The organism is Nocardia spumae, assembly GCF_020733635.1.
Taxonomy (GTDB): Bacteria; Actinomycetota; Actinomycetes; order Mycobacteriales; family Mycobacteriaceae; genus Nocardia; species Nocardia spumae.
The window spans coordinates 3,672,786-3,692,363 of the sequence record NZ_JAJFZL010000001.1 but is presented as its reverse complement, the minus strand read 5'-3'; the positions used below and the strand labels follow the sequence as shown (position 1 = coordinate 3,692,363).

The 19,578-nt window shown below is 68.2% G+C and carries 21 protein-coding genes; 11 read left to right on the top strand and 10 right to left on the bottom strand.

Features of this window, described 5'->3' with window-relative positions; genetic code table 11:
- Positions 1-22: 22 nt before the first annotated feature.
- Positions 23-472, top strand: a complete 450-nt coding sequence (locus LKD76_RS16560; protein ID WP_227982228.1) for a MarR family winged helix-turn-helix transcriptional regulator — start codon at positions 23-25, stop codon at positions 470-472.
- A gap of 143 nt (positions 473-615) precedes the next feature.
- Here the strand turns inward: LKD76_RS16560 and LKD76_RS32420 are convergent, their stop codons facing one another.
- The gene (locus LKD76_RS32420; protein ID WP_255661607.1) at positions 616-1,494 is read right to left on the bottom strand and encodes a DUF4158 domain-containing protein; all 879 of its coding nucleotides are present in this window, start codon (positions 1,492-1,494) and stop codon (positions 616-618) included.
- 98 nt (positions 1,495-1,592) lie between these two features.
- On the opposite strand from LKD76_RS32420, the gene LKD76_RS16545 reads away from it, so the two are divergent.
- Positions 1,593-2,087 carry a LysR substrate-binding domain-containing protein gene (locus LKD76_RS16545; protein ID WP_227982227.1) on the top strand — a complete coding sequence of 165 codons (495 nt, stop codon included), beginning with the start codon at positions 1,593-1,595 and terminating at the stop codon, positions 2,085-2,087.
- Between the two features lie 69 nt (positions 2,088-2,156).
- On the opposite strand, the gene LKD76_RS16540 is transcribed toward LKD76_RS16545, so the two are convergent.
- Positions 2,157-2,594: a MarR family winged helix-turn-helix transcriptional regulator gene (locus tag LKD76_RS16540; RefSeq protein ID WP_227982226.1), complete on the bottom strand. Its 438-nt coding sequence runs from the start codon at positions 2,592-2,594 to the stop codon at positions 2,157-2,159.
- A gap of 86 nt (positions 2,595-2,680) precedes the next feature.
- Between LKD76_RS16540 and LKD76_RS16535 the strand changes: the two genes are divergently transcribed.
- Complete coding sequence (locus tag LKD76_RS16535) at positions 2,681-3,922, top strand: epoxide hydrolase family protein (protein WP_227982225.1); 1,242 nt, start codon at positions 2,681-2,683, stop codon at positions 3,920-3,922.
- A 101-nt stretch (positions 3,923-4,023) separates the two neighbouring features.
- Entirely contained in the window at positions 4,024-5,250 is a 1,227-nt protein-coding gene (locus tag LKD76_RS16530; protein WP_227985266.1) for a cytochrome P450, read from the top strand.
- A 94-nt stretch (positions 5,251-5,344) separates the two neighbouring features.
- Here the strand turns inward: LKD76_RS16530 and LKD76_RS16525 are convergent, their stop codons facing one another.
- Entirely contained in the window at positions 5,345-6,028 is a 684-nt protein-coding gene (locus LKD76_RS16525) for a flavin reductase family protein (RefSeq protein ID WP_227982224.1), read from the bottom strand.
- Between the two features lie 78 nt (positions 6,029-6,106).
- Complete coding sequence (locus tag LKD76_RS16520; RefSeq protein WP_227982223.1) at positions 6,107-6,970, bottom strand: oxygenase MpaB family protein; 864 nt, start codon at positions 6,968-6,970, stop codon at positions 6,107-6,109.
- Between the two features lie 133 nt (positions 6,971-7,103).
- On the opposite strand from LKD76_RS16520, the gene LKD76_RS16515 reads away from it, so the two are divergent.
- Both LKD76_RS16515 and LKD76_RS16510 read left to right on the top strand, forming a co-directional pair.
- A complete protein-coding gene (locus tag LKD76_RS16515) occupies positions 7,104-7,727 on the top strand; it encodes a TetR/AcrR family transcriptional regulator (protein ID WP_227982222.1) in 624 nt (207 codons plus the stop codon).
- A 123-nt stretch (positions 7,728-7,850) separates the two neighbouring features.
- The gene (locus tag LKD76_RS16510) at positions 7,851-8,837 is read left to right on the top strand and encodes an SDR family NAD(P)-dependent oxidoreductase (protein ID WP_227982221.1); all 987 of its coding nucleotides are present in this window, start codon (positions 7,851-7,853) and stop codon (positions 8,835-8,837) included.
- 59 nt (positions 8,838-8,896) lie between these two features.
- On the opposite strand, the gene LKD76_RS16505 is transcribed toward LKD76_RS16510, so the two are convergent.
- Positions 8,897-10,096, bottom strand: coding sequence for an epoxide hydrolase family protein (locus LKD76_RS16505; RefSeq protein ID WP_227982220.1), 1,200 nt, complete (start codon positions 10,094-10,096; stop codon positions 8,897-8,899).
- Positions 10,097-10,200: 104 nt separating this feature from the next.
- On the opposite strand from LKD76_RS16505, the gene LKD76_RS16500 reads away from it, so the two are divergent.
- The gene (locus LKD76_RS16500; protein ID WP_227982219.1) at positions 10,201-10,770 is read left to right on the top strand and encodes a CGNR zinc finger domain-containing protein; all 570 of its coding nucleotides are present in this window, start codon (positions 10,201-10,203) and stop codon (positions 10,768-10,770) included.
- A gap of 50 nt (positions 10,771-10,820) precedes the next feature.
- Here LKD76_RS16500 and LKD76_RS16495 read toward each other — a convergent pair whose 3' ends face one another.
- Together LKD76_RS16495 and LKD76_RS16490 are read right to left on the bottom strand one after the other, a co-directional pair.
- Positions 10,821-11,744, bottom strand: coding sequence for an NADP-dependent oxidoreductase (locus tag LKD76_RS16495; RefSeq protein WP_227982218.1), 924 nt, complete (start codon positions 11,742-11,744; stop codon positions 10,821-10,823).
- Positions 11,745-11,814: 70 nt separating this feature from the next.
- On the bottom strand, positions 11,815-12,552 hold the full coding sequence (locus LKD76_RS16490) for an SDR family oxidoreductase (RefSeq protein ID WP_227982217.1): 738 nt from the start codon (positions 12,550-12,552) through the stop codon (positions 11,815-11,817).
- 105 nt (positions 12,553-12,657) lie between these two features.
- Here LKD76_RS16490 and LKD76_RS16485 point away from each other — a divergent pair, with 105 nt between their 5' ends.
- Positions 12,658-13,497, top strand: a complete 840-nt coding sequence (locus tag LKD76_RS16485) for a LysR family transcriptional regulator (RefSeq protein WP_227982216.1) — start codon at positions 12,658-12,660, stop codon at positions 13,495-13,497.
- Positions 13,498-13,539: 42 nt separating this feature from the next.
- Here the strand turns inward: LKD76_RS16485 and LKD76_RS16480 are convergent, their stop codons facing one another.
- Complete coding sequence (locus tag LKD76_RS16480) at positions 13,540-14,451, bottom strand: LLM class flavin-dependent oxidoreductase (protein ID WP_227982215.1); 912 nt, start codon at positions 14,449-14,451, stop codon at positions 13,540-13,542.
- Positions 14,452-14,779: 328 nt separating this feature from the next.
- On the opposite strand from LKD76_RS16480, the gene dinB reads away from it, so the two are divergent.
- A complete protein-coding gene (gene dinB / locus LKD76_RS16475; RefSeq protein WP_227982214.1) occupies positions 14,780-16,003 on the top strand; it encodes a DNA polymerase IV in 1,224 nt (407 codons plus the stop codon).
- Here dinB and LKD76_RS16470 read toward each other — a convergent pair.
- Entirely contained in the window at positions 15,989-16,435 is a 447-nt protein-coding gene (locus LKD76_RS16470; RefSeq protein ID WP_227982213.1) for an NUDIX hydrolase, read from the bottom strand. The two genes, dinB and LKD76_RS16470, sit on opposite strands and share 15 nt — an antisense overlap.
- 97 nt (positions 16,436-16,532) lie before the next feature.
- Here LKD76_RS16470 and LKD76_RS16465 point away from each other — a divergent pair, with 97 nt between their 5' ends.
- Positions 16,533-17,507: a patatin-like phospholipase family protein gene (locus LKD76_RS16465; RefSeq protein WP_227982212.1), complete on the top strand. Its 975-nt coding sequence runs from the start codon at positions 16,533-16,535 to the stop codon at positions 17,505-17,507.
- A gap of 6 nt (positions 17,508-17,513) precedes the next feature.
- Here LKD76_RS16465 and LKD76_RS16460 read toward each other — a convergent pair whose 3' ends face one another.
- Positions 17,514-18,617 carry a winged helix DNA-binding domain-containing protein gene (locus LKD76_RS16460; protein WP_227982211.1) on the bottom strand — a complete coding sequence of 368 codons (1,104 nt, stop codon included), beginning with the start codon at positions 18,615-18,617 and terminating at the stop codon, positions 17,514-17,516.
- 246 nt (positions 18,618-18,863) lie between these two features.
- Here LKD76_RS16460 and LKD76_RS16455 point away from each other — a divergent pair, with 246 nt between their 5' ends.
- A complete protein-coding gene (locus tag LKD76_RS16455) occupies positions 18,864-19,577 on the top strand; it encodes a YoaK family protein (protein WP_227982210.1) in 714 nt (237 codons plus the stop codon).
- Position 19,578: the final 1 nt, after the last annotated feature.

Here is a 19,578-nt window from a genome sequence, read left to right as displayed (position 1 = left end):
GCCGACTGTATAATAGTCGGCTATGGAACCGCTTCCGCGTGGATCGGGCCGCGACATCGCTCGCGACGTCGGTCCCATCGGCTACGCTCTCGCTCTCGCCGCGCGCGTGCACCGGGTCGATCTGACGCATCGCCTCGCCGAGCTCGGGCTGCACCCCGGCCAAGAACTCATCGTTGTCGACCTCCATGAGAATCCGGGGTCGACGCAGGCCGAGTTGGTGGAGCGCATGGGTATCGAGCAGCCCACCGTCGCCAAGGCCATCAGCCGTATGGAGCGTTCCGGCTTCGTGGAACGGAGCCCCGACGACTCCGACCGGCGGGTGATCCGACTGCGTCTGTCCGCGCGGGGACTACAGGCGGTCGATTCGGTGCGAGCCGCGTGGCGCGACGCTGAAACCGTGGTCACCAGGCATCTCAGCGGGGCCGAACGCCGGCAACTTGTGAGTCTGCTGCAACGGGTCGGTGAAGTGTGATTGCGGGACACCGTGGCCAGAACAGGGGTGTCGCGCACCTCCAGAACCCCCGAACTACGCGGATTGCAGGTGTCAAAGGCAAACTGCGCGAATACATCTCGCGCTGAGCCTGATCTCGGTCACCGAGGGGGTCGGTCAGTTGTTCAAGAATCCGCCAAAGTGAGACGGCTGTTCATGTTCAGCTTGACCTCCCCATATCCTGGATCATCAGGACGTTGACATAGACCAGGGCGGCCTGGCAGATCCGCAGGCACAGCACACTCATTTCCTGTTCGTCGCGCCGGTTGGACGCGATTTCGGAGGTCTTGCCGTAGTAGATGATCGAGTTCCCCGACCGCGCAGACCGCGTCCAGCTTGGCGATTTCGGTCAGCATCGTGTTCAGGCTGACGTCGCCTGGGTCCGACCGGATCGCCGCCAGCACCGCCGGCCCGTCCTCGGCGTCACCGTCCAGGGTTTCCTCGCCACCGCCGACCGGTGCGATCAACGCCAGCAGCCGCGCTCGGACCGGCTCCGGCAGTCTGACGTTGACCTGCGTGAACAGCAGTTCCTCACCGCGGTGCAGCGCCGAGCGCACCATCCGCTCGATCCGCCCGGCCGTAGGTGGCTCCACCTTCACCTCGCGCAATCGCGCCAACAGGTGTTCCCGAACCCGTTCGCCACTGGGCTCACGCCGGGGCACGTGCTCGACCAGCCACCCCACGATCTCCTCGGCGTCGCTCACACTGCATTCCCGATACCCCAGCGACTCCCGGATCTGCGTCCGGTGCGCCTTGCTGGTGCGGCCCGTGAAGTCGTAGAACGCGATCTCGGTTCGCTCCACCCCTACCTGGCGGGCAACGTCATCAACCGCGGCGTCAGGGATTTCGGCACACCCACGCCGAAACCGGCCCCGCTCGGTATAGAACCGCAGCATCAGCCCGAATCCGAGCGTCGCCGCACCTCGCTTCGTGGCGACCAGGTCCGGTTCCTTGCCCAGCAGCGTCCACCGGTCGATCAGCTCGTCCTGGTCCAGCTCCCTCATCACGCGCGAAAGCTACACCGCACCAACGGGTTCGCAACCCCGATTCACGCAGGCTTCATGTACCTGGTGACACGATCCTTACCAGCACCCAACTGGCCGTGATCACCTCACGTCCACCGCACCTGCCGCCCGACACCGAACTACCGCAGCTGGCCGTCGACCATCTCACCGACGTGGAACTGCTGGTGGCCGCACCCGCCGATCGGTTCGCCGGGCGCAGCACGGTCACCGTCGACGAACTCTCCGGCGCCGCGTGGATCGCGAGCCCTGCGGCCGGCACGGAACCGCTGCTCGGGGTGTGGCCGGGTCTGCCCGGCCGTCCTCGCATTGTGCATCGCGCCCGCGACTGGCTCACCAAACTGGCGCTGGTGGCCGCGGGCTGCGGGCTGACCACGGTGCCCGCGGGACTGTTCTCCGCACCGCCGGACGGGGTGGTGTGCCTGCGCGTGGTCACCGGTCCGCACTGCCGCGCCGCCGCTGAAATGCGCCGAGTCTCGCTGATCCGCATGCCCACCGCACCCACGCCGGCGATGTCGGCGGTGATCGAAGCGCTGCGCGACAGCGCGGCCGCCGTCGGCGCACTGCCGCGGTAACGGGTCGGCGATGTGCCGGTGCGGACAGGTTGCCCGCCCTCCGCGCTCAGCGCGGGCGGACCGGCTGTGTCAGCGCTCTCGCTCCAGTTGGGCGAGGCGGGTGAGGACGGGCAGCGCGGCCGCGAGTGCCCGGCGCTCGGCCGGGCTCAGCTGGCGAACCGTCGGGGCCAGATGTCGAACCCGGTCGTCGTGGCGGCTCTGCCGCACCCGCCGGCCCGCCTCGGTGAGGTGCACGATCACGGCCCGGCCGTCGCCGGGATGACGGCGGCGCAGCACCAGCCCGTCGCGCTCCAAGCGTGCGATGAGTTGGGTGATACCGGGCTGGGTCATCTGCTCGGTCTCGGTCAGATCGGTCAGCCGCACCGGTCCCCGCTGAGCCAGGGTGTCGAGCACCGACAGGGTGGTGAACGGCAGTTTCTCCCGCATCGGGATGCGGATGTAGACGCGGTTGAAGTCCTCGATCGCCAGGGCGAAGGTGTCCACGTCGAAATCGTCGATGTCGTCCACGCGGCCAACTATATCCGGAACTTATAGAAGTTGCTTAAATAAGTTGCTTATGTAAAGTGTGGGCATCCCACGGCGCAGGAGGCCAGATGAGCGACAGCACCCGCGATCCCCGACCGTTCCCCTTGACGCCGACCGAGATTCACGTCCCCGACAACGTCCTCTCCGACCTGCGGCAGCGCCTGGATCTGACCCGGCTGCCCGACGATGTCGGCAACGACGACGGGTACTACGGCGTGCCCCGCGGCTATCTCCAGGAACTCGTCGACTACTGGCGCAGCGGATACGACTGGCGCGCGGCCGAAGCCCAGATCAACATCTATCAGCACTACCGGGTCGACATCGACGGAGTGCCGGTGCATTTCATGCGCAGGCCCGGCGTCGGGACGAATCCGACGCCGCTGATCCTGACGCACGGCTGGCCCTGGACGTTCTGGCACTGGTCCAAGGTCGCCGACCAACTGGCGGATCCAGGAGCGCATGGCGGCGATCCGGCCGAGGCGTTCGACGTGATCGTCCCGTCGTTTCCCGGCTTCGGATTCTCCAGCCCCTTGCTGAACCGCCCGGATCTGAACTTCTGGAAGGTCGCCGACCTCTGGCACACACTCATGACCGATGTCCTGGGCCACCGGAAGTACGGTGCCGCCGGGTGCGACGTGGGTGCGCTGGTCACCGCGCAACTCGGCCACAAATACGCCGACGAGTTGTATGCCATCCACATCGGATCCGGGTTGAAACTCACCCTGTTCAACGGTGACCGCGCCTGGGACTTCAGTGGCGGACAACCGATTCCCGAGGGCGTTCCCGCCGAGGTACGCGCGCGAATCGTGGAGCTGGACAGCCGCTTCGCCGTCCACCTGGCCGCACATCTGCTCGCCCCCAGCACCCTCGCCCACGCCCTGTCCGATTCCCCGGCGGGGATGCTGGCCTGGATCCTGGAACGGTGGTCCGCGTGGAGCGACAACGGTGGCGATATCGAGACCGTGTTCAGCCGAGACGATCTTCTCACCCACGCCACCATCTACTGGGTCACCGGCACCATCGGTACCTCGATTCGCCTCTACGCCAACAACAATCGCTACCCGTGGACTCCGTCCCACGACCGCTTGCCGGTCGTGCAGGCGCCCACCGGGATCACCTTCGTCGGCTACGAGAATCCGCCCGGCATCAGCACCGCCGAGCGTGTCCGGCACTTCCGCACCGGCGATCGTGCCCGGTGGTACAACCACGTCAACCTCACCGTCCACGATCGCGGTGGCCACTTCATTCCCTGGGAAATTCCGGATCTGTGGACCGCCGACCTGCGCCGCACCTTCCGCGGCAGGCGATGAGCGCGCCACCGCCCGGTCCCGGTTTCGCCGAAAGCCGGGTGTCTCGCCGGCTCGACCCCTCAAGATCGTGAGGTGTGACGGACGAGGAGGGTTACGCGCCGATGGACAACGACATCGACCTCACCGATCTGGACCGATTCGTCGGTGGGTTCCCGCACGACGTCTTCGCCCGCCTGCGCGGCGAGGCGCCGGTCTGGTTTCATCCGCCCACCGCCCACACTCCGGGAGGTGACGGCTTCTGGGTGCTCAGTCGCTACGCCGATATCGTGCGCGCGGCCAACGACGCTGCCACTTTCTCCTCCGAGACCGGCGGCGGCCGCGACGGCGGCGGCACCACCCTGGAGGACATGCCGCTGGGCTTCGCGGTCGGTTCGTTACTGAACATGACCGACGATCCGCGGCACGCGCAGGTCCGAAAACTATTGGCGCCCAGCACGACACCACGCGCCCTGCGGGCCATGGAGGACGATCTGCGCCGGCGGGCAATCGGCATCGTGGACGCGGCACTCGCCCGCCGCGACTGCGACTTCCTCGTCGACGTGGCCGCCGAGCTTCCCCTGCAGGCCGTGGCCGAGCTCGCCGGGGTGCCGCAGGCGGATCGTCACGAGCTCATGGACTGGGCCGATGTCACCCTCGACTACGACGAGCGCGAGGTCGGCCAGCTCGACGACCGGCTGACGCGAGCGCAGGCCCGCATGTTCGCCTACGGCACCGGGCTGCTCGAACGCAAACGTGCCCGGCCGGGCACGGATCTGCTGTCGATCGTGACACACGCGCGCATCGACGACGAGCCCCTGACCGAGAACGAGCAACGGATGTTCTTGAGCCTGATCGTCGCCGCGGGGAGCGAGACCACCCGCAATTCCATCGCCTTGGGGATGTCGGCCCTGAGCGAAGACCGCCGGGCGTGGGAACGGCTGCGACACGATCGACGTCTGCTCCCGTCCGCGGTGGAGGAGATACTGCGGTGGGCGTCATCGACGCCATACAACCGGCGCACCGCCACCCGCGACGTCGTCGTCGGTGATCAGCACATCAGCGCGGGTGACAAGGTGACACTGTGGTGGACCTCGGCCAACCGTGACGAGACGGTCTTCGACCGCCCCGACACCTTCGACATCAGCCGCGATCCCAATCCCCATCTGGCCTTCGGGCGGGGCGTGCATTTCTGTCTCGGCGCCGCACTGGCGCGGATGGAGATACGGGTGCTGTTCGACGTCCTGCTGGACCGCGTCGAAACCCTCACGCTCACCGGGCCCGTCGAATACGTTCGCAGCAACAAGCACACCGGCGTGCGCCACATGCCGGTCACCATCGACCCCCGCTGACATCGATCGCCGTGTGCGAGCGCGCTCATGGTGATCCGAGCGCTCGACAGCGGCGGTCGCCAGGCGTGTCGGATGACATCCCGATGGGATGCACTCAGGAGGCCGCTGCCCGCTCGATATCGGGTGTCCGGTAGAGATCTTCGGGAACCTGGGCCAGCTGTGACGAATGCACGCGGGGGCCGAGGCCGTAGAACTGCTGGAAGCTCATGATCAGTGGCCGCCAGGCGTCCGGGTCGATGCGGTCGGTCGTGTTCGCCATCCGGATGTCGTCGTGCACATGCACGCGCTGGACCCGTACCTCGATACATGTCACGTGGCCCTCCTGGCGCGGATCGTCGGCCGCCAGCGGATGCACGGCCTCGACCACGGCCTCCATCGCGACCGGGCATTCAGCCACTCGCGGCGGCGAAACTGTTTCCGACGCGGCAGGTGTCAGTCCGGACGTGCCGAATTTGTCGGGCTCGTAACGGTATCCGCGCTCGCGCTTCAGCTCCGGCAGCGGGTTGCTGCCGGTGGTCAGCGCCAGCCTGTCCACCGCCGAGGCCAGCGCGTCGGAAGGCAGATTCAGCACGCACTCTCCGGTGCGGATCATGTTCTGCGGCGTCTTGGAGCCCGCGCCCAGTCCGAGCACGGCCCGCCACCCGAGCCAGAAGACCGACGACATCGGCGATAGATTCGCACTGCCGTCCTCGTTCACCGTCGAGATCAGTACTACCGGCGTGCCGAAGTAGAGAATGCCCGGCTCGATAGCGGTGTGAGTCATCGTCGTGGTAGTCACGCGTCCCAGTCTGTCGCCGTCCGGGGAGGCTGTGCTGGCGGATTCCGGACCGAGCATTTGAACCGACGGCCGCGACGGCTACCCGTCGGCCTGCTCGGCGGCCACGATCTTGCGGTAGACCCGCCGGTCGTAGCGCAGCGGCCGGGGTACCAGCCGCCAGGTCGTGCGGATCGCACCCGACAGTGCCCGCAAGCCCAGCTCGTCGCGCCGGCTCCACTCGATGCCGAGGATCTCGCGTCCACGCTCGGGCATGAGCGCGGCCAGCAGCCACACATTGAATTCCATGAACGGCCGCCGGATCACCGTCCACACCCACTGCGGAACCCCGGGCACCGGCGGAATCGGGATGACCGCGGACCGTAGCGCGAAGTCGGTGGTCTCGTTGGCCTCGAGCTCTTCGGCCAGCATCTGCGACCAATACGCCTGGAACTCTTCGTAGGTCCCGAATACCGGCTGCATGGACAGCCCGTAGCGTTCCCACCAGGTCACGCTCTCGGCCCACAGTTGCTGCTTCTGCGCATCGGTGAGCGGCGTGCCGAAGTGCTCGTTCATGGTCATGACGGCCTCGACGAAGGTGACGTGCGTCCACCAGAAGATGTCGGGGTTGAGGGCGTGATACCGCTGTCCGTGCTGGTCGACGCCTTTGATGTCGCGATGGTAGTCGCGCACACGCGCCGCAGCGTCGGATTCGGGCGGATCGTAGATCGAATCCTCGATCCGCGGCACCGAGCGCAGCAGTCGATCCCACGGGTCGTCGAAGAAGTTCGAATGCTGTTGCAGCGCCGCGGAAACGGCGGGGTGCATGTTCTGCAGGGTGCCCGAACGCCCGAAGAACAGTTTGAGGCGGCGGTCGCCGAAGTACTCCCACAGCAGTGAGCCGGGCCCCAGGGGCGCTCCCTCGGGCACGGTGGTCGACGGTTCGGTCTGTGCTGCGCCGCTCACGGCAGGGCCTCCATGTCATCGGAAAACAACTGCCGAAGAGTGCAACATATGATCTCTCTTTGTCGCAAGACTATGCGACATATTTTGTCGTTCTGTCGCACAGTGGGTAGTATCCGGTCAGGAGGTGCGCTCGGTGGAATCCCCGTTGTCGCTGCAGGCCCTGGTCACAGCTGTCGAACCCGACGACGCCTTGGACATCCGCATCAAAGAGGCCGCCCTGGAACAGTTCTCACTGGTCGGCATTCGTCGGACCAGCGCCGACGACATCGCCAAACGGGCCGGCGTGAACCGGGCCACTCTCTACCGGCGGATGGGCGGGCGCGAGGAGATCACGCGGGCCGCGCTCTCCCACGAGGTGCGCCGCACCCTGGCCGAGATCGAGGCCGGTGTCGGCGATATCGCCGATCCCCTGGAACGGCACACCCGGGGGTTCATCGTCACCGTCACCACCCTGCGCGACCATCCACTGCTGCGCCGGCTCGTCGCGGTGGACCGCGACGAGGTGCTCGGATGGCTCACCCTCGAGGCCGGCGACATACTGCGCATCGCCACCGCCTTCGTCACCGAGCAGGTGACCACGAGCCGGGCGCAGCTCGGCCTCGACGCGGGAGAGCCGGCCGAGTTCTACGCCACCACCATCGTCCGGCTCATCCACTCTCTGGTGCTGACGCCGGACGCGCCGCCGCTGCTGGACTCCGAGGAACGGCTGCGCGACTACGCGATCCGCTATCTGGAACCGCTGCTGACCGCTACCTGAAGCCGACCGGGCCGAGCCACGGCGCATGCTCCACCGCTGCCGCTCGGGTACGCCGATCGGTGTGGGTCCGCGCGCCAGTGCGATGTAAGGGCGATGCAAGGCGCCGGTGTCAGTGTCGGGGACATGACGTGGCACAGCGGCCGTCGAGCCGAGGGGAAAACGATTCTGGTGACCGGCGCCAGCGCCGGTATCGGATACTTCGCGGCCGAGCAACTGGCGGCCGAGGGCGCCACCGTCGTACTGGGCTGTCGTGACACCGCTAAGGCCGATCTCGCGATGCGCGCGATCCGGGCGCGGGTTCGGGACGCTCGCATGCGATCGGTGCGCATGGACCTGGCGGATCTGTCCTCGCTGCCTGCGGCGGTGGACGCCCTCGGCGTGGACAGCCTGGACGCGGTCGTGCTCAATGCCGGAGTGCTCCTGTCGGGCCCCGAACGCCGCATGACCGCTCAGGGACACGAATTGATGTTCGCGACAAATCATCTCGGGCACTTCGCGCTGGTCGCCCATCTGGGGCCACTGCTGGCCGCCGCGCCGCGCAGCCGGGTGATCACGGTGGGCAGCTTCGCCGCGCGATCGGAACGGCTGGATCTCGCCGATCTGCAGTCGGAGCGCGACTATCGGTCCAAACGCACCTACGGGCGATCGAAACTGGCGCAGATGCTGTTCGGTTTCGAACTGGATCGCCGGCTGCGGGCACGCGGCGCCGACACCGCCGCAGTCGTCGTCCACCCCGGCGGCGCCCTGGACGCGCTGACCCCGTCACGGCCGCCGTTGTTCGTCCGCAGCACCACCCAGCGTCTGCGCGCACTGCCCGCGGGCATCGTCGTGCAGGGTAAGCAGGCGGGGGCCGAAAGTAGCGTCCGAGCCGTCCTGGACATCGAGATCACCGGCGGGCAACTGTGGGGGCCAAGGGTTTTCGGTCTTCGCGGACGACCACACCGCGAGACACCCCGCGCGCATATGACCGACCTCGATACCGCCGCCGCGCTCTGGACCGCCAGCGCCGCCCTCACCGGGGTGGATCCACTGGAGCGTCCGGCTACGCCGGTCCGGCCTTTCCCGCCGCAGCCCATCCGTCCCGAGTCAGCAGCTGGGACCCATCGATGAATGCGGGTCGATCCTGACCGGCCCGCCGAAGATCAACCGGCAGAACGGATGTCGGCCCCTCACCGGGTGCGAACCCGGCGTGTGTCCAACACCGCCGCCAAGCCCTCTCGCAGGTCGTCGACGAAATACCCGGGAACCTCCAGCGACGGGAAATGTCCCCCCGTTTCGGGCGAACTCCATCGGACGATCTGTCGGTACCGCTGCTGTGCCCAGGGGCGCGGGCACTTGTCGATGTCGCGGGGATACATGGTGATTGCCGACGGGACGTCGACGCGAAGTTCGGGGTCGAGTGAGTTGTGGCTTTCGTAGTAGATGCGGGCCGCCGAGGCGCCGGTCCGCGTCAGCCAATACAGGGTGACGTCGTCGAGAATCCTGTCCCTGGAAATCGTCTCGAACGGGCTGTCTTCGGTATCGCTCCACTCGGCGAACTTGTCGAGGATCCAGGCCAGAAGCCCGACCGGTGAGTCGACGAGCGAATAGCCGATGGTCTGCGGTCGGGTCGCCTGCTGCTTCGCGTACGCCGCGCGATGACGCGTCGGCGATCCGCCCCAGAAATCGCGGGTCTCCTCGGCCCACTCGCGCTCGACCGCCGTCAGCCCGTCCGTTGTCAACCCGGGCGGCGCCTCCGCGAACGTGGTGTGGATGCCGAGCACGTGCTCAGGGAACCTGCCGGCGAGAACCGTGCTGATATTCCCTCCCCAGTCGCCGCCGTGCGCGACGAACGTGCGGTAGCCGAGCCGTCCCATCAGTTCCACCCATGCCGCCGCGATCTTCTCGGTTCCCCATCCGGTGGTGGCCGGTTTGTCGCTGTAACCGAACCCCGGTAGCGATGGGACCACGACGTGGAACGCCGGCGCGTCCGCCCTGGCCGGATCTGCCAGCTCGTCCACGACATCGATGAACTCGGCGATGCTGCCCGGCCAACCGTGCGTCACGATCAGCGGAGTGGCATCCGCGCGCGTGGATCGGCGGTGCAGGAAGTGGATTCCCAGACCGTCGATCCTCGTGCGGAACTGGCCGATTCGATTCAGGCGCTCTTCGAACGCCCGCCAGTCGTACCCGGTGCGCCAGTAGTCCACGACATCGACGAGGTCGGCCAGGGGAACACCCTGCTCCCATCGGCCGGGGCCGGGCGCGGCGCGATAAACCGTCTCGGCCTCCGGCAGCCGCGCCGCGGCCAATCGCGCGCGTAGATCGTCGAGCTCGGCGTCGGGTGCGTGGGCTTCGAATGCTCGCACGTCACCGGTTGGGCGGGGCATGAGACCTCCTGGCCATCGGGGAAACCGGCCGCGGTCTTTCGAGAACCGGCTAAGACGGTTCTAACATGTCCTGATATCCGCGTGCAACCGGCTAAGGTGGTTCCATGCCTGCTGGGTTCCCCGACTTTCGCCTCGGCAGCGTGCTGGCGACCAGCTTCACGGCGACACTGACGGAGCGTCGCGGCGACGCTGTGGAGCGCATTCCCACCCCGCAGCGACTCGTCGACTGGCTGGCGGTGAACGGCCTGGCCGTGGAGTCCTGCACCACCGCCCAACTCGAACTCGCTCGGGAACTGAGGGAATCGATTCATGCCGCCGCGACAGCGGCCGCGCTCCGAGACGCTCTTCCCGCGTTCGCTGTCGGAGTCATCAACGACTGCAGCAGTCGAGGTCGGGCGGCGGCCGTCCTGACGCCCGAGGGCAAGCGGCAATGGCGACTGAGCTCGGGCTCCCGCGTAGCAGATGCCCTGGGTGTGATAGCCGCCGACGCGATCAGCATCATCGCGGGCGAACGGGACGGACGATTGGCCCTGTGCGCGTCGCCGACCTGCCGAGCCGCTTTCTTCGACACCAGCCGAAGCCGCACCCGCAAATGGTGTGACATGAATACGTGCGGGAATCGTCAGAAGAAGGCGCGCTTCCACGCCAACCAGCGCAAGAACGCCGCGGGCTGACGTGGGTCGGGCCTGCCCATCACCGGATCGTCGGCTTCATGGCGATGCGGTCAGGGTGTGAGCACGATTTTGCCGTGGGTGTGTCTGCGTTCGAGTTCGGTGTAGGCCTGACGAACCTGTGTCAACGGGTAGACGTTCGCGATCGGGACTTCGAGGTGCCCCTCGGCGATCAGGCCGGCCAGTTCGGCGAGGACTTCGGCGCCCGGCCTGCCGTTGGGCCCGGGTTCGGTCTTGACCCCGTGCTTCGCGGCTGCCGGGAAATCGATGAGGGTGTCGATCCGCTCGACTGCGACGCCGAGCCCGAGGGCACATTCGACGTAGCCGTCGCCGTAGGTGTCGATGAAGGCATCGATGCCGCCCGGTGCGGCCGCCTCGATCCGGTCCGTGACACCGTCACCGTATGCGACGGGGATCACGCCGTGTCGTCGCAGCCACTCGTGGTTGCGCTCGCTCGCCAAGCCGATGACCGTGGCTCCGGCACGGCGCGCGAGCTGAACGGCGAACGAGCCGACCCCTCCGGCGGCTCCGGAGACGACAACGGTCTCGCCCTGCTCGAGCTGTACGGAATGCACCGCCCCCCATGCGGTTACGCCGGCAATGTACAGGCCGCCCGCCACCTCCCATGGGACGTTGGGCGGTTTGGGGGTGAGGTTGTCGACGTCGACGAGGGCCAGCTCGGCCTGGGCTGCCCGCCGGTCGGTGAAGCCGATCACCTCGTCGCCGGGCGAGAATCGGTCGGCTCCGGCGCCGATCTCGACGACGATTCCGGCGAGATCGCTGCCCTGCCCGGACGGAAAGGTCGAGGCAAAGATGTGCGTCATCGCGCCGGTGCGCAATGCCGCCTCACCGGGGTTGATGCCTGCCGCTCGCACCTGGACGAGGACCTGCCCTTCCCCGGGCACGGGCCGGTCGACCTCGTCGATCCGCAGGACGTCGATTCCACCGAATTCGTCGTACCTGACTGCCTTCGTCATCGTTCTTCTCCTGCGGAGTGCCATGCGCGGCCGACTTCGGGAACGGAAACGGTTCGCACGGGAGTGCCGGTCACCAGGCCACCGTTCCCGCGTCGTCGAAGAATCCGCCGGTCGGTCCGCCGTCGGGCAGGGTCGCGAGGCGAATCGCGATGGCCGCACCCTGTTGCGGAGTACGGAGGCCGCGAAAGCCGTTGAGGTCGGTGGCGGTGAAACCAGGACAGCCGGAGTTGATCAAGATATCGGTGTCGTTCAGCTCCTTGACGTATTGGATCGTGACGGCGTTGAGAAACGTCTTCGATGCCATGTATGCGGTGATGGCAAAAGAACCGATCTCGGTACTGGGCAGACCCGGCGTGGTTTGCAGGGTGAGCGAGCCGACACTGCTGGACATGTTGACGATGCGCGGTGAGGCCGAGGCGCGCAGCATCGGCAGCATCGCGTTGGTGACGCGGATGACCCCGATCACGTTGGTTTCCACAACGATTCGCACGGTCGCGGGATCGACCGTGGTCGGCGTCTGCGGCGAACCACCGGTGATCGCGGCGTTGTTGACCAGAACATCGAGCCCGCCGGCACGGTCGGCGATGAATTCGGCTGCCGCGGCCACACTGTCGTCGTCGGTCACGTCGAGCGGCACGCCGAACGCATCGGCGCCTGCCGCGCGCAGCGTCTCCACCGCGGTGTCGCGGCGTTGCCGATCCCGCGCGCCCACTCCGATTCGCCAGCCGAGTGCGCCCAACCCGGCGGCGATCTCGTATCCGATTCCCTTGTTCGCGCCGGTCACCAGCGCGATCGTCTGTTCACTCACACCGCTGAGCTTGCTCCGGCTCCGGGGGCGGCGTCCAAGACCGATCGGGTGGGCGGCGATACCGCACGGGTATCGGTCGTGGTGAGCGCCGGATACCATGCCCTGATGGAGACGCGGGAGATGCGATATTTCGTCGCCGTCGCCGAGGAGTTGCACTTCGGGCGGGCGGCACAACGGCTCGCGATCGCGCAACCACCACTCTCGCGAGCCATCCAGCAGCTCGAACGGCGGCTCGGAGTCGTCCTGCTGCACCGCGCCGCTCGCGCGATCACCTTGACCGAGGCCGGGTCGGTACTGCTACAGGAGGCCCGGCTCGCTCTCGAAGCGGTCGAAGCCGCCGAGCGCCGTACCCGCCGCGCCGCCGCCGACCGGCCCGGTGTGGTGCTGGCCGTCAAGGCGGGAGCGTCCAAGGAACTGTTGTCGAAACTGCTGCACGCCTACGCCGCCGAACCGGGCGCCGTGGCGGTCGAGGTGATGCTGTGCGGACCCGGCGAACCGGAAGCCCTGCTACGCACTGGGCGAGCCGATGTTGCTCTGCTCCAGCGGCCGTACGACACGACAGCCGGATTCGACACCGAGGACCTGCACACCGAACAGCAGGTCGTGGTCCTGCCCGCGGGTCATCCCCTCGCCAACCGGACGCATATGCCGCTGGCCGAGGTCGGCACCCTGACGAACCTGCCCCTGCCGCGCTGGCCCGGACGGGATGGCAGCTATCCGGACGGCCCCGGCCCGCAGGTGCGCGACCATACCCAGTTACTCCAACTGATCGCGCTCGGACTGGCCTGCGCCGTCGTGCCCGAGTCGCTGCGAACCCAGCTCCGCGACGACCATGCCGTCGTGCCCGTGCCGGACGCACCGGCCGTCACGACGGTCATCGCTTGGCCACCGCACAGCAGATCCAAAGCCGTGGCCGACCTCGTTCACACCGCGACACGCCTGTGAAGAAATCGGTCCGCGGTGCCGAACGTGGCGACGCGCCTGTTGTCATCCAGCACGATTTTTCGCGCGCCGGGGCCGTGCGGCCACCACCTCGGACGCCACCTCGAGGAAGTTCGGGTCGGTGACGGCCGGGACCAGGATGAATTCGTCGCATCCAGCGCGCTCCGCGCCGTCGAGAATGCCGGCGAGCACCTCGGGACTCGACGCGCGCGCCGACGCGGCGACCATGTCGGCCAGGTCGGGTCCGAGGAAGCCGAGGTAGCGAGCGGTGAAGGAGTGCAGCGCCTCGGAGGCATCGGTGACGCCCAAGGCGGTGAAACACCCGCTGACCTTGCGCGGGGTCGTCGTACGACCGGCCTCGGCCCAGCACCGGTCGGCGAGTTCGCCTGCCTTGGCGATCTCCTCGGCGTCGCCCGGGATGCTGAAGCCGGAGATCCCGTCGGCCCACCGCGCCGCCCGACGCATCGCCTTGGGCCCCATCGCGCCGGCGAGGATGATGGGCCCGCCCGGCTGCACGCACGCCGGCCCGACCGGGTCCGCGCCCTCGAACGGGGGCTCGCCGGCGAGCAGTGACTTCAGCTCGGCGACCTTGTCGTCGAGCCGCTGGTGCCGCCGTGTGAAGTCGGCGCCGAGAGCGCGGTAGTCGTGCTCGCGACCGCCGACGCCGACGGCTACCTCGAAACGGCCGTTCGCGAGCTGATCGAGGGTGCCGATCTGCTGGGCGACCATCGCCATCGGGTGCTGGGGAAGGACCCAGAGGTTCGCCAGCACCCGCACTCGCTCGGTGACCGCGGCGCAGGCACCCAGCGTCGCGACCATCTCCGGATTCGAGAACGTCACCCGCTCACCCACGGAAACGCTCGAAAACGGGCCCGCGTCGATTCGCCGAGCCCAGTCGAGCGTCGTACCCGGTCCGTAGCCGGGAGCCATCTGTGGAAGTGCGACACCGATCTTCATACGGCGACCCTCTCAGACCCACCCGGCCCCGGTCACGCGATCCGGCACGCTTCAGTGGCGCGTTCTCCCATCGGCCGCGGCCTCGGGAACATCCGCTTCCACATCCCGACCGATACCGTGCTCGCACCGCGCCGTCGCGCTGTCTGCGCGGCGCTCATTTCACCGGACAGCACCGACAACACCACCCGCACACCTCGTCCTCGGCGGGATCATCCACCGCCGGGACCTCGGGACCGGGTCGGCGGCGCCGTGGCTCGGTGTGCTCGAAGCGTAAACCGAGCAACCCTGCCGAGCGGTTCCGTTCGCCGGAGGCGGTAGTATCGAACATATGTTCGCATCGAACAAGGAGCGGTCGGTATCCAGGCGGGACCGGGCGGCGATTCTGCATGCCGATCTGGACTCCTTCTATGCCTCGGTCGAGCAGCGGGATGCGCCGCAGTTGCGGGGGCGTCCGGTCATCGTGGGCGGCGGGGTGGTGCTCGCGGCCAGTTACGAGGCCAAGGCGTACGGGGTGCGCACTCCGATGAACGCACGTCAGGCGCTGCGGCTGTGCCCGCATGCCGTGGTGGTCCCGCCGCGGATGAAGGCGTACTCGCAGGCCAGCCGTGAGGTGTTCGCGATCTTCCGCGACACCACCCCCGAGGTGGAAGGTATCTCCATCGACGAGGCATTCCTCGATGTCGGTGGACTGCACCGCATTTCGGGTGCCCCGGTCGATATCGCGGCCACCTTGCGGGCACGAGTCCGCGCCGAGGTCGGGTTGCCCATCTCGGTCGGGGTGGCGCGCAGCAAATTCCTCGCCAAGGTGGCCAGTGCGGTGTCCAAACCCGATGGGCTGCTGCTGGTCCCACCCGACGGCGAGCTGGAATTCCTGCATCCGCTACCGGTGGAGCGGCTGTGGGGCGTCGGCGAGGTGACCGCGCGGACGCTGCACGAACACGGCATCGTGCGGATCGGGCAGCTGGCCGACACCGATCCGATGGAACTGAGCGGCCTGCTCGGGCGCGCCGCCGGCCGGCACCTGCACGCGCTGGCATGGGCGCGCGATCCCCGCCGGGTGGACACCGGGCGGCGGCGCCGCTCGATCGGCGCACAGCGGGCGCTGGGCAACCGGCCGCGCTCCTCCGCGGAAGTCGAGGCCTACCTGCACGGACTGGCCGATCGCCTCGGCCATCGATTACGCGCTGCGCACCGAATCTGCCGGACTGTGGTGCTGCGCTTGCGATTCGCCGATTTCAGCCGCGCCACCCGCTCGCACACGCTGGCCGCGGCCACCGACGACGGCGAGACCATCCTGCGTGCGGCCCGCACCCTGCTGGCCACCGCGCAACCGCTGATTCGCGAGCGCGGTCTGACCTTGATCGGACTGGCGCTGACCAACCTGCAGAACTCCGACCCCCGACAGTTGGCGCTTCCCTTGGAGACCCGCGCCGAGACCACCTTGGACGCCGCGCTGGACGCGGTGCGTGACCGGTTCGGCGCCGGCACTGTCACTCGCGCCGCCCTGCTGGGCCGAGGCGAGGGGCTGTCGATGCCGCTACTGCCCGACTGAGCGGTCGCCCACCGAATCCTCCGGCAGCAGTCCGCGCGCCACCAGATCGTCGAACAACGCCTGGTCGACCGGCGGTACCTCGTCGCGTTCGGCATATCCGAACCACGCGATCTCCGCGATTTCACTGCTCGGGGTGAGGGTGCCGATGTAGTCGGCGGTATAGCAGGCCATGCGCACCGAAACCGTTGTGTCGCCAGGTAGTTCGGCCTCGTAGGTGCCGACGTGGCGCGCCGATTCGGGAATCAGAGCCACCGTGAGCTCCTCGTCGATCTCCCGCAGCAAGGTCTGCAGGTCGCTCTCCTGCCCCTCGCGCTTACCGCCGGGAATGTAGAACTCGTGCTTGCCGCACGGCCGCGCGCACAGGATCCGCCCGTTATCGATCAGCACCCACGCCACGGTATCGATGAGCCGGCGCGACGATTCGATCCGCATTCGCGCAGCCTACCTGCGCGCCGACGACGCCGACGGCGGCCCGCGCGAGCGGCCGTGATAGACAGAATCGAACTCGTGAGTAGGAAAGAGTGGTGCGATGCCGGACAGTGTGCAGCCTCCTGTGCGCCCCGCCGAGTTGATCGCACAGCGGTTACGGGCCGGCACCGCGGCCGGTGCGCACGGTGACGGCGCCCGGCTGGCGCTGGTGATCGAGGGCGGCTCCGCGCGTGGCGCCTACTCGCACGGCATGGTGATGGGACTCGAGGAGTTCGGGATTCTGGGGTGCTTCGACGCCGTCTACGGCGCGTCGGCGGGTGCGCTCAACGGAGCGTGGTTGCTGTGCGGGCGGGCGGTCCGGGCTCGCCGGGCCTGGCACGCCGATGTCGTGCGCCGCGTCATCTCACCGGCCCGGGCGCTGCGCGGTGGCCCGGTGGTGGATACCCGTTATCTGGTGCACACCGTCTACGAGCGCATCGTTCCGATGGATTTCCCCGCGATCCTGACCAGCGCGGTGACTTTTCACCCCATCGGCACCGATATCGCCGACGGGCGCGCGGTCGATCTGCGCCCGCACATCCGCGACACCGGCTCCTTACAGCGCGCACTGCGGGCCAGCACGTGTATGCCGGTGCTGGCCGGGCGTCCGGTAGCGCTGGCCGGTAGCCACTACGTCGACGCGGGTCTGTCGGAGTCGGTCCCGATTCACACCGCCCGCGCGCAGGGCGCCACCCACATCGTGGTGTTGCGCACCCGTCGAGAGGACGAAATCCCCAGCGGTCCTTCGCAATTCGAACGCAAGGTGGTGGGCCGCGTACTGGGCGGCTACGGTCCCGGCGTGGTGCGCAGCTGGGCGAACCGTTCGAACCGCTACGCCGCCGACGAACTGCTGATGGCCACCGATCCCTCGTTCCTGCAGATCCGACCGCCCCTGGGCGCTCCCGACATCGGTCGCGTGGCCCGTGATTCGGCGGTGTTGTTGCGAGCACTGGACGTGGGCCGGGCCGCGACACTCGCGGCCCTGCGCCATGCCGTGGCCGCCGGCGGTGAGCGTCCGGACGAGGTCACCGCCTGAGCGCGATCACCCCAGGCGCAGCTCCGCGCGGCCGGTCGCCCGGGCGACCTCGGCGACCTCGGCGTTCAGCAGATCACGGTCAACTCCCCCGCCGGCGTCGAATATGCTCACCTCGATCCGATCGTCGACGATCTCCCACGTTCCGCCGATACGCCCACCGACCAGCACCAGGGCCGAAATCCACCCGGCCGTGCGGCTGACCCGGGCCCGATGTTCGGCGGGCAGCAATGCCGTGTCACCGGTGCCCGGTCCCAGCACGTACTGATCGAACGGCCCGAGCAACCGCACCTCGGGGGCCGGATCGGTCGCGGCCAGCTCCGCGGCGTCGGCGGTGCGGATCCAGGCTCGCCGCCCCTGCACGTCGACTTCCGTCAACCGGTCGCCGAGATCGGAGAACCATTGCCGCACCGTCGTTTTGCGCAGGGCGCCACGAATCAGCCACGCGTTGAACGCTTCCGGGGTGCCAGGACCGTAAGCGCCCAGATACGCGTCGATCAGCCGCGGCGCGGCGACGTCCTGCGCGGGCAGTCCGGTCCAGCCCGGTACCCCCGCGGCCGGTGCGGTGAAGGTCACCGAAGTGCCGCGCACCGGACCGTGGCACAGCGCGCCCTGCCAGGCCAGGGGTTTGAGCACCGCGCCCCAGCCGGAGTTCAGTTGCTCGGCCATCGCGGCGAACCGGCTGTCGCGCAGTAACGCGGCCACCAGCTCGGAGCGGGTGAGCACGGCGCCGTCGAGTCGTTCGGCGACGGCCTCGGTCAACGCCCGCATCTCGTCCGGTGTGGCACCGAAGTTGCGCTGCCAGCTGGGTTTCTCCCAGGTTCGCGCGGAGGCGAGCAGGGCCAGTGCCGCCGCCGCGGTATCGGGGGGCAGCGCGTGCAAAGTGCCGCGCATGGCCCAGGTCTTCATCAGCTCACCGGACTCGAGCGCGGCGGCCACCGCGCCGGGTGCGCCCCGGTGTCGTAGCGCCACCGCGGTCTCCGCCGCGGATGCCACCTGCGCCTGCACCCCGGCCAGCCGCTCGGCGACCTGCACCGCACCGGCCGCGTCGCGGCGGTCGACGAAGCCGCGGCGCATCCGCCACGCGAACACCTGATCCCATGTGACGTCCATCGCACCTCCACCTACCCGATCGCCGCGCTCACCTTACGTCCACACCCCGACACCGCCGCGCGAGCCAGCGTGAGGCGGCCGACACCTGTCGGCATTCGCGCTGCTCGGCACGTAGTATCGGCAGTCCGGCCGGCCGCCGATGACCGTGGCGCCGCACGGTCGTCCTCCGTTCCGCACGTCGAGCACGACGTCGGGGGCCACCTCACAATCCATGCACTATCCTGCATATATTGCTAGCCTGTTGCCGTGACTCCGAACTCCGAAGACTCCCGTGAGCCGTTCTGGAATCTGGAGACCCGGCTGGCCTCGGTCCTGCTGATCCTCGCCGGATTCGTCGGCGCCGCCGCGTACACCCACTCCCAGGGCTACTTCGTCACCTTCATGACCGGTAACACCGAGCGGGCCGTCATCGGCGGTTTCCTCGGCGACTACACCCTCGCCGCCGGCGCCTTCGCGCTGATCGTGTCCTTCCTCGCCGGTGTGCTGGTGGCCTCGCTGTGCCGCCGGCACTGGTGGCGCAACCATCCGCACGGCGCCACCATGCTGGCCACCGCCGCCCTCACCGGCGCCGCGATCATCGACACCATCCTCTATCGCCACGACACCGATCTGAGTCTCGTTCCGATCCTTCTGGTGGCCTTCGCCATGGGTTCGCTCAACACCTCGTTCGTGAAGAACGGTGAGGTATCGATTCCACTGACCTATGTCACCGGCACCCTGGTCAAGTTCGCCCAGGGCGTGGAACGCCATATCGCCGGTGGCACCCACCGCGAATGGCTGGGCTACGCCGTGCAGTGGCTGTCGTTCGCGCTGGGCGCCCTGATCGGCGGACTCGTCGGACTGGTCGTCAACGGCGGCGACATGCTGTACACCGCGGTCATCGCGTCCGCGATCGTGTCCGCCTACACCTGGCGAGCCGATCTCGGCCTGGTACACCGCCACACGGCGTCGTCGGAATGAC